We start from the raw sequence: 13,562 nt of genomic DNA, 5'->3' as shown, positions 1-13,562 counted from the left end.
ATAAAGGTTATTCTGTTTTAAACCGACACCTTACCTTTTATTGCAGGATGAGGGTTGTAATCTTCTAATGTGAAATCTTCGTATGTAAAACTAAAGATATCTTTAACATCTTTATTCAATACCATTTTCGGCAATGCCATTGGCTCTCTTGACAACTGAAGATTGACTTGTTCAATATGATTATTGTAGATATGTACATCTCCAAAAGTATGAACAAAATCTCCCACTTCTAAATCACAAACTTGTGCAACCATCATAGTTAATAAGGCATAAGAAGCAATATTAAAAGGTACTCCTAAAAACACATCAGCACTACGTTGGTACAATTGACAAGAAAGTTTTCCTTCAGCTACATAAAACTGAAAAAACGAGTGACAAGGAGGCAACGCCGCTTTTCCATTTGCTACATTCTCTTCAAAAGAAACAGATGTATCTGGTAAAACACTTGGATTCCAAGCAGAAACCATAATCCTTCTACTATTCGGATTCGTTTTCAACGTGTCAATAACCTCTTTAATTTGGTCTATTCCCTCTCCATTCCAATTTCTCCATTGGTACCCATAAACAGGTCCTAAATCACCATTATCATTTGCCCATTCATCCCAAATACGAACACCATTATCTTTTAAATATTTAATATTAGTATCTCCGTTTAAGAACCATAAAAGTTCATAAATTATAGACTTTAAATGCACTTTTTTAGTTGTTACCAAAGGAAAACCCTCTGCTAAATCAAAACGCATTTGATGACCAAAAATACTTTTAGTCCCTGTTCCTGTCCTATCTCCTTTTTGAACTCCTTTATCTAATACTTCTTGTACTAAATTTAAATATTGTTTCATAGTGTGTTGTATAGTAGTTTATTATTTTCTCTTCGTTAGTTCATCACGCAATTTGGCTGCCTTTTCATAATCTTCGTTAGCAATTGCCTTATTTAATAAGTCATTTATTACCTCAACTGACAACTTAGAAAAGTCATTAGCCTTCGCTTCACTTTCTAAAAACTGTTCTACCTGTGTTGCAATATCATTTAGATCATCACTATCTTCATTATCATCTTCATCCTCTAAAACATCGTCCTGATCTCCATTTAAGATAATACCAGCCTTTTCCATAATATCTTTAAATGTAAAAATTGGTGCAAAGAAACGAATAGCAATAGCAATTGCATCTGACGTTCTTGCGTCAATTATCTCTTCCACTCCTTCTCGCTCACAAATTAAACTTGAATGAAAGATTCCATCTACTAATTTATTAATAATTACCTGTTTAACAACAATACCATACTTATCTGACAATGTTTTAAACAAATCGTGTGTCAAAGGTCTTGGCGGTCTTATATCATCCTCAATTGCGATTGCGATTGATTGTGCTTCAAACGCTCCTATTACAATAGGTAACTTTCTATTTCCGTTTTCTTCATTCAAAATAAGTGCATAAGCACCATTTTGTGTATGACTGTAAGATATTCCACTTACTGTTAATTTTATCAAACTCATAATTTTTACTTAAACAAAAAAGCAACTAAAACAAAGATATAAATTCTTTGCCTTAATTGCTTTTTTTTATCTATTGCATTTAGAAATGCTTATGCGTTTTTCTCTTTGAACTCTTTTAATTTTTCAACTAATTGAGGTACTACTTGGAATGCATCTCCTACAATTCCGTAGTCAGCAACTTTAAAGAAAGGAGCTTCTGCATCTGTATTAATAGCAACTTTCACTTTAGAAGAGTTAACCCCTGCAATATGTTGAATAGCTCCAGAAATACCAACAGCGATATACAAGTTAGAAGAAACAGGTTTTCCTGTTTGTCCAACGTGCTCTTCGTGTGTTCTCCATCCTAAGTCAGAAACTGGTTTTGAACAAGCTAAAGCAGCTCCTAAAACATCAGCAAGATCTTCTAACATTTTCCAGTTTTCTGGTCCTTTTAATCCACGTCCTCCTGATACAACAACATCTGCATCAGCGATAGTAACTTTTCCAGAAACTTTCTCTACGCTTTCAACTTTCAATGAAAAGTCTGCATCATTTAAAGAAGCAGAAAAATCTTCAGCAGCAGCAGCTCCAGAAGCCTCTACTAATCCGAATGAGTTTTTAGCCAATGCAACAACTTTTACATCAGTTGTAAGTTCTGTTTCGTTAAACGCTTTGTTAGAGAAAGAGTTTCTCTTTACTACAAATGGAGAAGTACTAACAGGTAAAGCAACCACGTTAGAAGCATATCCTGCGTCTAAACCTACTGCTACAATCGGAGCAGCATATAAACTATCTGTAGAAGAAGATAATACAACTACTTTTGATCCTTCTTTTTGAGCAGCTTGTTTAATAACATCTGCGTATGCTTTAGCGTTAAAAGTTTTCAATTTGTCATCAGAAACTTTTAATACTTTATCTACACCGTATTTTCCTAATTCGCTAACATCATTAGCATTAACTGTTACAGCTGTTACAGTTGTTCCTAAAGATTCTGCTACTTTTTTCGCATAAGAAGCTAACTCTAATGCTACTTTTTTAAATTTTCCTTCTGCTGATTCAGCATATATTAAAACTGACATAATACTTTCTTTTTTAAAGGTTTACAAATAAATTAATAGAATTAGATAACTTTTGCTTCGTTATGTAATAAGTTAATTAGCTCATCAATGTTGTCTGGAGAAATCATTTTACAAGCTGATTTAGCAGCTGGTTTTTCAAATTTAACCACTTTAGTAGCAACATCAGTAGCTACTGGTTCTAACACTGTTAAAGCTTTAGATCTTGCTGACATAATTCCACGCATATTTGGAATACGTAAATCTTTTTCGTCAACAATTCCTTTTTGTCCACCTACAACTAAAGGTAAATTACCTGAAATTGTTTCTTTACCTCCATCAATTTGACGGATTGCTTTTATAGAAGTACCATCTACTTCAAGTCCTTCACAAGAGTTGATGAAATCAAATCCTAAATAAGCAGCTAACATACCTGGAACCATTCCACCATTATAGTCTAATGATTCTTTCCCTGCTAATACTAAATCATAACCTCCGTTTTTAACTACCTCAGCTAATTGTTTTGCTACAAACATTCCGTCTGTAGGATTAGCATTTACACGGATAGCCTCGTCAGCTCCAATTGCTAATGCTTTTCTCAATGTAGCTTCTGTATCTGCTCCACCTACATTTACTACAGTAACTGTAGCTCCTTGTTTTTCTTTAAACCAAATTGCTCTTGTTAAAGAATACTCGTCATTTGGGTTGATTACAAACTGAACTCCGTTTGTATCAAACTCTGTATCTCCATTAGTGAAGTTGATCTTTGAAGTAGTATCAGGCACGTGGCTGATGCAAACTAATATTTTCATTTTCTATATAGTTTTTGTGTTTTACAATTTTACTTACTGAACGAAAATAAGAATTAATTTCGATATTTTACTATGCACGCATACAATTTTAAACTAAGCTATCAAAAGATTTCTGTTTAAACATTACTTTCTTTAGAGTAATTCTAAAGAATAGGGAAAACTTATCTTATTCACATTATATAAATAGGGCAACTTTCTGCTAATAATGCATAAATAATACGACTGCAATTACTGCTGATGTAACAAACAATACTTCATTTTTTTTATGGAATACTCGATTTGTACACTTATACTTTATAAATAAAAAGAATAGTTACACTGTCCTGAAATAACTGTACAGTACAAAACAGGATTATCAACTATAGCTGTACAGCTATAGTAGGACGAGACAAGGAACAAAACAAATTGACCCGTCCTGAAATAACTGTACAGTTTTAAAACAGTTAAAAATGGAAAATAGTAATCAAACAAGACAAAAAAAGACAGAACGTTATCACTTAAAATTTATTGAAAAAGTAATTCAAGAAATAGAAAATGGCGCTACCCAAAGTTCAGTTACTCTCAAGTATGATTTAAGACAACCAACGGTGAGTCGGTGGATTAAGAAATATGGAAGTATAGAATTTGATCAAACACGCAGGAATAAAATTTATTCAGAAAGCTTAAAACGTCAAGTAGTTCATAGTATTACAGAACACAAAATGACTATAAAAGAAGCTTGTATAACGTATGGAATCGAAAGTAAAAGTACAATAACAAATTGGTTATTAGTTAATTACAACAAAAACAAAGATCTTTGTAAAGAAATTAACATTCCAATTCTTATGGAAGAAAAAACAACCAATTTAGAATCTTTAGAAGTAAAAGCTTTAAAAAAGGCTTTAGCTGAAGCACAATTTAAGATAGTAGCATTAAATACTTTGATTGATGTAGCAGAAAAAAAATTGGATATTGATATTAGAAAAAAGTCTGGTTCCAAGCAGTTGAAGAAGTAAAACTCTTATATCCTACCAAGGGAATAGACAAAATATGTAAACTGTTTGGGAAAACACGAAGTGCTTATTATCAGTCAATTAATAAATATGAGCGGCAATCAATAAAAGATGATATCATCTTACAAGAAGTATTGAAAATCAGAACCAGCCTTCCTAAGGTAGGTACTCGAAAACTTCAGTATATGCTCCAAGAACGCTTAGCTACACATAAGATAAGCATAGGCAGAGATTATTTATTTGATTTATTAGATAGTCAAAAAATGTTGATTAGGCAGCGCAAACGAAAAGCATACACAACAGATTCTAGAGCATGGAGAGGTCAATATTTGGACTTGTATAATGGTGTAAAGGTTATTAGACCAGAGCAATTTTGGGTAAGTGATATTACATATATACGACTAAATAATGCTTGGGGATATCTGAGTTTAATCACAGATGCTTATTCACATAAAATAATGGGATATAGTTTTAATCTAGATTTGACTACAAAAGGGTGTTTGAAAGCCTTAACAATGGCGTTAAAAAATAGAATGTATACAGAAAAACTTATTCATCATTCTGATAGAGGATGCCAATACTGTAGCGCTACTTACACTCAGTTATTAATAGATAACGATATATCAATAAGTACTACACAAAGTGGAGAGCCAAGAGATAACGCAGTAGCAGAGCGAGTAAATGGTATAATTAAAGGAGAGTTTAATCTAAACTACTCAAGTTTAGGGTATCAAAAAACTAAGGAAAAAATAGGTAATAGCATAGAAGCTTATAATCAAATTAGACCTCACGATAGTTGTGATAGATTAACTCCTAATCAAGCGCACCTAAAAACAGGGGTGCTTCCTAAAAGATGGAAGAATTATTACAAGAATAAAACAGAGAAAAAAGAACTTGTACAGCAGTAATAGGATTACTGAAATAACTGTACAGTACAAAACAGGATTATCAACTATAGCTGTACAGCTATAGTAGGACGAGACAAATAGAATGTTAGTTTTAAGATGGGTGTTTGTATAGTGTATGTATAGTGCTTGTATAGTGTATGTATACTTTCTATGTAAAACAATAGAAGCATTACACATATAATGTACATACAATATATATAGACACACAATAAGATTTGACTTGGACTTAGATACCTTTAGATAAAAAATAAAAACAGCTATTCAAAAAAATGATCTTCGTGACAACTTCTCTTCTAAAAAAGTAGTAGTAGAATTTCTAAAACTTATAACTGATATAGGTTTACAAAAAAAGAGAACAAAAAAATAAAAGGAGAAAAGAGCAAAAACTTGCTGATAGAGAAATAATCCTTAAAATATAATAGCAATATATAAGTATTCAATCCCCTATTATTATCAATGCTTATAAAATAACAATACCCTCCGTTAAAAAATGCAAAACATACCATAACATAAGGTAGATAAAGATATTTTTTTATACTTTTGCTTTTGTAAATTAATTACAGAAAATAGTAAAATTATGAAAACGATTCAATTTAGAGAGGCCATATGTGAAGCCATGAGCGAAGAAATGCGTCGCGACGAATCAATATATTTAATAGGTGAAGAAGTAGCAGAATATAATGGTGCTTATAAAGCTTCTAAAGGTATGTTGGACGAATTCGGTCCTAAACGCGTAATTGACGCGCCTATCGCTGAGCTTGGTTTTTCAGGTATTGCAGTAGGATCAGCAATGAACGGTAACCGTCCAATTGTTGAGTTTATGACATTCAACTTCTCTTTAGTAGGAATCGACCAAATTATAAATAATGCTGCTAAATTACGCCAAATGTCTGGTGGACAATTTAATATGCCGATCGTATTCCGTGGTCCTACAGCTTCTGCTGGACAATTAGGAGCGACACACTCTCAAGCTTTTGAAAACTGGTATGCTAACGTACCTGGATTAAAAGTTGTAGTGCCTTCTAACCCTTATGATGCAAAAGGATTATTGAAAGCTGCTATCCGTGATAACGACCCAGTTATCTTTATGGAATCAGAGCAAATGTATGGTGATAAAGGAGAAGTGCCAGAAGGTGAATACTCTATCCCATTAGGAGTTGCTGACATCAAAAGAGAAGGTACTGATGTAACTATCGTTTCTTTCGGTAAAATTATCAAAGAAGCTTACAAAGCTGCTGATGAATTAGCTAAAGAAGGAATCTCTTGTGAAATTATCGACTTACGTACTGTACGTCCTTTAGATAAAGAAGCAATTTTAAACTCTGTTAAGAAAACTAACCGTTTAGTAATCTTAGAAGAGGCTTGGCCATTTGGAAGTATTTCTTCAGAAATCACTTACATTGTACAAGAGCAAGCATTTGATCACTTAGATGCTCCTATCCAAAGAATTACTACTGCTGATACGCCAGCTCCTTATTCTCCTGTTCTTTTAGAAGAATGGTTACCGAATTCGAATGACGTTGTAAAAGCGGTTAAAAAAGTACTTTATAAATAAAAAAATAACGTATATTTGAAAGACTCCATTTTTAATTAAATGGAGTCTTTTTTTATGTCCTTATATTGCTATGAAAAACAAATTTAAGTTCCTACTGTTATTTTTATTTATTTCCATGTTTAGTTGGGCTCAAACCAAAGTAAGTGGTAAAATCATAGATAAAAACAACCAAGAAGTCCCTTTTGCAAGTGTTTATTACAAAAACTCTACTGACGGAGTTATTGCCAATGAATATGGTAAATTCTATTTAGAATCTGCCAAAACTTACGATATCCTTATCGTCTCTTTTGTGGGCTATGAAACAAAAGAAATTCAACTTGCAGGAAAAACAAACCTCGATATGACCATCGTTTTAGAGGAAGATAACCTTCTTTCTGAAGTTACTATTTACGCTGGTAAAACATCGAAAAAAAACAATCCTGCTTTAGATATTCTTCGCAAAATTTGGGAGAGAAAAAGAAAGAATGGTTTGAATATGTTTGCTCATTATGAATATGACAAATATGAAAAAATTGAATTTGACTTAAATACAATTGACAGTGCTTACAGACAAAAAAAGCTGTTTAGAGGAATGGACTTTATCTTTGAACACGTAGATACAAGTAAGATCACTGGAAAAACATACTTACCTATTTTTATCAATGAAAATTTCGGACAGGTTTATGGTGATAACCAAAACAACAAGAAGATTGAAAAAACATTAGGTAATAAAAACTCGGGGTTTGACACAAATCAACATATTATTGAGTTTGTAAAAGACCTATATGCTGATTATAACATCTATAATAACTACATTAAAATTTTTGATAAAGACTTCGTAAGTCCACTTTCAAGAACAGGTATTAACGTATATAACTACGTTTTGGCTGATAGTGCTTTTATCGAAGACAAATGGTGTTACAATATCGTTTATTATCCAAGAAGAAAAGGAGAGCTTACATTTAAAGGTGATTTCTGGGTGAACGATTCTACGTTTGCTATCAAGAAAATTAATATGGACGCCAGTAAAGATGCAAATATTAACTGGGTTAAGGATATCTATATTGAGCAAGAGTTTGATGTGCTAAACGACTCGGTTTTCTTATTGACAAAAGACTACTTTATGTCTGACTTTGCATTGTCTAAAAAAGAAACATCTAAAGGTATTTATGGTAAGAGAACTTCTATTTACAAACACCATAAATTCGACATAGAACATCCTGCAGAATTTTATCAAAAGAATGTGAATGTTTACGACGAGACTGTATACAAACGCTCTGATGATTTTTGGAAAAGTTATCGTTTTGAACCGTTAAGCAAAGACGAATTAGGTATTTATAAAATGTTAGATACACTAAAAACGGTGCCTAAATTCCGTTTCCTATTTGACTTATCATCAACTATTGCGAGTAACTATTACAATATCAATAAATATAATTTTGACTACGGTCCTATTTTCTCAACTTTTGGTTATAACGACATAGAAGGTTTAAGACTTAGAGCTGGAGGTAGAACATACTTTGGTCCAAACGACAAATGGAGATTAGAAGGCTATGGGGCTTATGGGTTTAAAGACAATAAATTTAAATATGGTATTAGCGGAAAAGTATTGTTACACAATGACAGTCGCTTAATTTTATTTGGAGGTAATAGAAGAGATATAGAACAAATTGGGGTGAGCTTAACTGAAACTAATGATGTATTAGGTAGAAGTTTTGCTTCGAGTTCGCTATTTGCAAGTGGAGACAACTCTAAACTTACTGATATTAATCTATCTACTGTTGGTTTAGAAATTGAACCAGTCAAAAACCTTAGATTCATTACTACTTTCAGTTATAGAACGCTAAAACCCGCTTCCGATGCCTTTAATTTGAATTATTATGCAAATAAAGAAACTGGGGAAATTAAGAATGAAACCAAACAATCTGAAGTTGAATTAGCAATTGATTATACGCCTGGCCGTAGAACAATTGGTTATGGAGTTGATAGAAAAGATATAGATAGTAAATATTTAAAATTATACTTGAGATTTAGTCAAGGTTTTAAAGGTGCTTTAGAAAGTGATTTTGAATATCAAAAACTACAGTTCTATGCGCGAAAACCAATTTTATTAGGTGGTTTTGGAACGCTTACAACTACTTTTGAAACAGGTAAAACATTTGGAGATGTTCCTCTTGGTTTACTTAGTGTAATACCGGGTAACCAAGCGTGGTTTAATATTACGAATACATTTGCTAACTTAAACTACTATGAATTTGTAACAGATCAATATGCTTCTCTTCATTTAGAACACAACTTTGGAGGTCGCTTATTTTCAAGAATACCTTGGTTGCGCGACTTTAATTTGAGAGAAATTGTTGGTATTCGTGGAGCTTATGGAAAAGTCTCTCAAGCTAACATAGACTTGAACGCTTCTGATTTAGTGTATAAAGCACCACAAGATATTTACTACGAATACTATGTAGGAGTTGGAAATATCTTTAAGATTTTCAGATTAGACCTAAGCTGGAGAGGTAACTACCTTGATATGCCAGATGCAAGAAGATTTGCAATACGAGGTTCTTTTGGAATTTATTTCTAATTATTTGGGGAAAGCTTGTTATAAACAAGTAATTACAGTATTTTTGCACCCGATTATTTAGAATTAAGATTTAAAATAAATAGATATGAATACATTTGAAACTTTCGACGCTTTTGTTGAAATTCCAGCAGGAAGCAGAAACAAATACGAGTATGATTTTGACTTAAAAAGATTACGTTTTGACCGTCTTTTATATTCAAACATGAGATATCCAGCTGATTACGGATTTATTCCAGAAACTTTAGCTTTAGACGGAGATCCATTAGACGTATTAGTAATGTTTACTGAGCCTTCAGTTCCAGGATTGGTAGTAGAGGTTAAACCTGTAGGTATTTTCTACATGGCTGATGATAAAGGAGATGATGAAAAAATTATCTGTGTTCCAGTATCTGACCCAATTATGAATAAGTTAAACGACATCAACGACGTTAACGAACATTTCAAAAAAGAGGTTGAACACTTTTTCCAAGTTTACAAAGACTTAGAAAACAAAAAAGTTACAACTAATGGTTTTGGAGACAAAGCTGCTGCTATCAAAATGATCCAAGAATGTAAAGAGCGTTTTGATAACATCGAAGATAAAGAAGAAGGATTATTCAGTATCCGTTTCTAATAAACACAAAGGCATCTATTGATTTAGATGCCTTTTTTTTCTTATTAATTACTCTCCTTGTAATATAACTCTCCTAAGAGTACCCTTTCTCAATTAAAAAAAATAGAAACATTTTTAGATGTTTTTGTTGTCTTCCCATATGACATTTGACGTTTTTTGACTTATATACAATTTAAATCAAGTATTTTTTTACTGCTCTTTAGTAAGTATCTACTTTATCTTCTATGATAAATTAGTAATTAATTCAAATAGTTAAACTAGTCTTCTTGTACCAAAAAAGTATTTTACCACAACTATACAAACTCACAAATCACACTTTATTTAGCATTAAACACATTGCGTAAATAGAATAAAAAAGCTTTGGTAGCTATCTCCTAAACACACTGTTATTCAACCACTTCTACTCTTCTCTTTATCATAAATACAATTAGGTGACCATATTTCCTAAAATTCTAATTCATCTATAATTCCATTTTAGACATAAGGCTAAAATTCTTTGTAATAAGTGCAAAACTTCACCAATTAGATTATATTATCCTTATTTATAATCCTTTCAAATCTATAAAAACAAAAAATAAACTTTGTCATTAGTTAAAATATTCTTACTTTTTAACTCACAACAAACAACAACTATGGAACACGCTATTCAAGTCGCCAACGATATTATTTGGTCAGACATCTTTATTGCCCTTTGTCTTTGTGCTGGGCTATTTTTCTCAATACGAACAAAATTTGTACAAGTACGTTTTTTCAGACATATGATAAAACTACTTTTCACTGAAGGATCCTCTGAAAAAGGAATTAGTCCATTTCAAGCTTTTAGTATTGCTATAGCAGGACGAGTTGGAGTAGGTAATATTGTAGGAGTAGCTACTGCTATTGCAGCAGGAGGACCTGGTGCAATTTTTTGGATGTGGATGATTGCTTTCTTAGGAAGTGCATCAGCATTTGTAGAATCGACATTAGCACAGATTTACAAAGTTGAAAAAAACGGCCAATATTGTGGTGGACCAGCCTTTTATATTCAAAGCGGAATGAACAATAAAGCATTTGCCTTACTGTTTTCAATTATTACAATCATAAGCTGTTCTTTATTCTTACCAAGTATTCAAAGTAATAGTATTTCGATAAGTATCAATAGTGCTTTTGGAGTACCACAATGGATAACTGGACTATTTATCTGTTTATTTCTAGGACTAGCTGTATTTGGAGGCGCAAAAAACATTGGACGTATTTCTCAAGTTGTCGTTCCTTTTATGGCAGCAGCTTATATCATAATGGCACTTATAATTATAGCATTAAACTACCAAGAAATACCTTCTGTTTTTGGACTTATATTTAGATCTGCTTTCAATATGGAAGCAGCATTTAGTGGAATATTCGGGGCAGCTATTGCCTGGGGGGTTAAAAGAGGTATCTATTCAAATGAAGCAGGACAAGGAACTGCTCCACACGCTGCTGCTGCTTCAGAGACATCACACCCAGTAAAACAAGGATTAGTTCAAGCATTTTCTGTGTATATAGACACTTTATTTGTTTGTACTGCTACTGCCTTAATGATTCTATTCACAAATCAATACAATGTTGTTGATGGCGTAGGAAATTACATTGTAGAAAACATCCCTGGTATTGAGCCAGGAGCCGCATATACCGTAAAAGCTGTTGCAACACAATTTCCAACTTTCGCAAGTCAATTTATTGCAATTGCCTTAACTTTTTTCGCATTTACAACTACAATGTCATACTTATTTATTGCGGAATCAAACTTTGAATATTTAAGTAAAAAAAGAAATATCATCTTGAGATGGATTATGCGTACTATCATTTTAGTATCCGTATTTTTCGCTTCTATCAATGAACCAAGCACTGCATGGGCAATTGGAGATATAGGTGTAGGCGCAATGGCATGGATTAACATTATTGCAATTCTATTATTATACAAACCTGCAATGATAGCTTTAGATGATTACATCAAACAACGCAAAGCAGGAAAGGATCCTGTTTTTAACCCTGCTAATGTCAATATCAAAAATGTAAGTGAGATTTGGTATAGAGTTGTAAAAGAAAAAGAAAGAGAAGAGAAAGATAAGGATAGACTCGCAAGTGAAAAAACACTTTAGTACCTTTGCATTTCAATTTTAAAGTATAAAAAAATGCAGTTTACTATTAGACCAGCGAAAAAAGAAGATTACGACGTTGTTCCAGAGTTAATGCTACAAGCAATGGAAGATATTGTTTTTAGTTTTATCCAAAAACAAGACGTTGAAGAAGCAATCAACTTCTTGACTATTCTTTTTAGAAAGCCAAACAATCTGTATAGTTATGAAAATACTTTTGTAGCTGTAGATGAAGAAGACAATGTTGTAGGATCTGTAACAGGATACAATGGAGATGACTTTGAAAAACTTAGAGAGCCGGTCTTAGAATTAATGAAAGCACAATATCAAAATGATTTAGTTCCTGAAGCAGAAACGGAAGGAAATGAGTTTTATTTAGATACTGTAGCTGTTTCTCCTATCGTACAAGGAAAAGGTGTAGGAAGTCATTTATTAAATCACGCTGTTACTTTTGCAAAAGAGAAAGGTTTTAAACAAGTAGGTTTAATCGTTGATTTAGAAAATCCAAATGCAATGAAACTTTACACTCGTTTAGGTTTTAAACAAGGAAAAGAACTTGAATTTGTAGGAGGAGATTATTACCATATGTATATCTAAGAAAATATTTTACATATTAAACCTAAGCATTCTGTGCTTAGGTTTTTTTATTTCTATTAAGAAAACAATCTAAGGGGCAATTATACGAGTGATGAAACTTACAATTTGGCTTTAAATAATTATATTTGCTCAAAATTTATTTACAATGTCAAAGAATATTACTCCATACGAAGAATCTGAACTTGGTAAAAAACAGCAAGTAGAACAAATGTTTGATACAATTTCTGGAAATTACGATAATTTAAATCGTATGATTTCATTAGGAACTGATCAAGGATGGAGAAAAAAAGTATTAAAATTGGTTTCTGATACAAATCCAGAATCAATCTTAGATATTGCTACAGGAACAGGTGATTTAGCTATTTTGTTATCAAAATCGAACGCAACTAAAATTACAGGTCTTGACTTATCTGCAGGAATGCTTGAAGTTGGTAAACAAAAAATCAAAGCTTTAAATCTTCAAAATAGAATTGAAATGATTCAAGGTGATTCAGAAAATTTACCTTTTGCAGACAATTCTTTTGACGCTATTACTGTTGGTTTTGGAATTAGAAACTTTGAAGACCTTGAAAAAGGACTTTCTGAAATATTAAGAGTTTTAAAACCAGGTGGTATTTTTGTAATTCTTGAAACATCTGTACCTACTAAATTTCCATTTAGACAAGGATACTTCTTCTATACTCAAAACATTATGCCTTTTATGGGGAAATTGTTTTCTAAAGACCAAAAAGCATATAAGTATTTATCTGATTCTGCTAAAAACTTTCCTTTTGGAGAAGAATTAAACAATATTTTAAGAAAAGTTGGGTTTAAAGATGTAAAGCATCGTCCGCAAACTATGGGTATTGCTACTATTTATTCATCTTCGAAATAAT

The 13,562-nt window shown here is 32.2% G+C and carries 12 protein-coding genes; 8 read left to right on the top strand and 4 right to left on the bottom strand.

The window, feature by feature from the left end; translation table 11 throughout:
* Positions 1–17 precede the first annotated feature (17 nt).
* From GQS07_RS06950 to GQS07_RS06935, 4 genes are all read right to left on the bottom strand, one after another.
* A complete protein-coding gene (locus tag GQS07_RS06950; RefSeq protein ID WP_158210183.1) occupies positions 18–842 on the bottom strand; it encodes a thymidylate synthase in 825 nt (274 codons plus the stop codon).
* Positions 843–863: 21 nt separating this feature from the next.
* Positions 864–1,499 carry a bifunctional nuclease family protein gene (locus GQS07_RS06945; RefSeq protein ID WP_158210182.1) on the bottom strand — a complete coding sequence of 212 codons (636 nt, stop codon included), beginning with the start codon at positions 1,497–1,499 and terminating at the stop codon, positions 864–866.
* 89 nt (positions 1,500–1,588) lie between these two features.
* Entirely contained in the window at positions 1,589–2,557 is a 969-nt protein-coding gene (locus tag GQS07_RS06940; RefSeq protein ID WP_158210181.1) for an electron transfer flavoprotein subunit alpha/FixB family protein, read from the bottom strand.
* Between the two features lie 41 nt (positions 2,558–2,598).
* Positions 2,599–3,345 (bottom strand): electron transfer flavoprotein subunit beta/FixA family protein, encoded by a 747-nt coding sequence (locus tag GQS07_RS06935; protein ID WP_090408924.1) that lies wholly within the window; start codon positions 3,343–3,345, stop codon positions 2,599–2,601.
* Between the two features lie 449 nt (positions 3,346–3,794).
* On the opposite strand from GQS07_RS06935, the gene GQS07_RS06930 reads away from it, so the two are divergent.
* From GQS07_RS06930 to ubiE, 8 genes are all read left to right on the top strand, one after another.
* On the top strand, positions 3,795–4,340 hold the full coding sequence (locus GQS07_RS06930) for an IS630 transposase-related protein (protein WP_158209529.1): 546 nt from the start codon (positions 3,795–3,797) through the stop codon (positions 4,338–4,340).
* A 23-nt stretch (positions 4,341–4,363) separates the two neighbouring features.
* Positions 4,364–5,245: an IS3 family transposase gene (locus GQS07_RS06925; RefSeq protein ID WP_158211316.1), complete on the top strand. Its 882-nt coding sequence runs from the start codon at positions 4,364–4,366 to the stop codon at positions 5,243–5,245.
* Positions 5,246–5,822: 577 nt separating this feature from the next.
* Entirely contained in the window at positions 5,823–6,800 is a 978-nt protein-coding gene (locus GQS07_RS06920; RefSeq protein WP_158210180.1) for a pyruvate dehydrogenase complex E1 component subunit beta, read from the top strand.
* A gap of 70 nt (positions 6,801–6,870) precedes the next feature.
* Positions 6,871–9,360 carry a DUF5686 and carboxypeptidase-like regulatory domain-containing protein gene (locus tag GQS07_RS06915; RefSeq protein WP_158210179.1) on the top strand — a complete coding sequence of 830 codons (2,490 nt, stop codon included), beginning with the start codon at positions 6,871–6,873 and terminating at the stop codon, positions 9,358–9,360.
* A gap of 85 nt (positions 9,361–9,445) precedes the next feature.
* Positions 9,446–9,973 (top strand): inorganic diphosphatase, encoded by a 528-nt coding sequence (locus GQS07_RS06910; RefSeq protein ID WP_158210178.1) that lies wholly within the window; start codon positions 9,446–9,448, stop codon positions 9,971–9,973.
* 632 nt (positions 9,974–10,605) lie between these two features.
* Positions 10,606–12,093: an alanine/glycine:cation symporter family protein gene (locus GQS07_RS06905; protein WP_158211342.1), complete on the top strand. Its 1,488-nt coding sequence runs from the start codon at positions 10,606–10,608 to the stop codon at positions 12,091–12,093.
* A 33-nt stretch (positions 12,094–12,126) separates the two neighbouring features.
* Positions 12,127–12,687, top strand: a complete 561-nt coding sequence (locus GQS07_RS06900) for a GNAT family N-acetyltransferase (protein WP_158210177.1) — start codon at positions 12,127–12,129, stop codon at positions 12,685–12,687.
* Positions 12,688–12,832: 145 nt separating this feature from the next.
* Positions 12,833–13,561: a bifunctional demethylmenaquinone methyltransferase/2-methoxy-6-polyprenyl-1,4-benzoquinol methylase UbiE gene (ubiE, locus tag GQS07_RS06895; RefSeq protein WP_158210176.1), complete on the top strand. Its 729-nt coding sequence runs from the start codon at positions 12,833–12,835 to the stop codon at positions 13,559–13,561.
* Position 13,562 lies beyond the last annotated feature (1 nt).

The organism is Myroides phaeus, from assembly GCF_009799805.1.
Lineage (GTDB): Bacteria > Bacteroidota > Bacteroidia > Flavobacteriales > Flavobacteriaceae > Flavobacterium > Flavobacterium phaeum_A.
Note: the sequence above shows the minus strand (reverse complement) of the source record. Positions and strands in the feature narration are given on the sequence as shown.

Bases quoted from the DNA above. Each gene is read 5' to 3' on its own strand.
- GQS07_RS06950 (WP_158210183.1), bottom strand. From the start codon at position 842: ATGAAACAATATTTAAATTTAGTACAAGAAGTATTAGATAAAGGAGTT.
- GQS07_RS06945 (WP_158210182.1), bottom strand. From the start codon at position 1,499: ATGAGTTTGATAAAATTAACAGTAAGTGGAATATCTTACAGTCATACA.
- GQS07_RS06940 (WP_158210181.1), bottom strand. From the start codon at position 2,557: ATGTCAGTTTTAATATATGCTGAATCAGCAGAAGGAAAATTTAAAAAA.
- GQS07_RS06935 (WP_090408924.1), bottom strand. From the start codon at position 3,345: ATGAAAATATTAGTTTGCATCAGCCACGTGCCTGATACTACTTCAAAG.
- GQS07_RS06930 (WP_158209529.1), top strand. From the start codon at position 3,795: ATGGAAAATAGTAATCAAACAAGACAAAAAAAGACAGAACGTTATCAC.
- GQS07_RS06920 (WP_158210180.1), top strand. From the start codon at position 5,823: ATGAAAACGATTCAATTTAGAGAGGCCATATGTGAAGCCATGAGCGAA.
- GQS07_RS06915 (WP_158210179.1), top strand. From the start codon at position 6,871: ATGAAAAACAAATTTAAGTTCCTACTGTTATTTTTATTTATTTCCATG.
- GQS07_RS06910 (WP_158210178.1), top strand. From the start codon at position 9,446: ATGAATACATTTGAAACTTTCGACGCTTTTGTTGAAATTCCAGCAGGA.
- GQS07_RS06905 (WP_158211342.1), top strand. From the start codon at position 10,606: ATGGAACACGCTATTCAAGTCGCCAACGATATTATTTGGTCAGACATC.
- GQS07_RS06900 (WP_158210177.1), top strand. From the start codon at position 12,127: ATGCAGTTTACTATTAGACCAGCGAAAAAAGAAGATTACGACGTTGTT.
- ubiE (WP_158210176.1), top strand. From the start codon at position 12,833: ATGTCAAAGAATATTACTCCATACGAAGAATCTGAACTTGGTAAAAAA.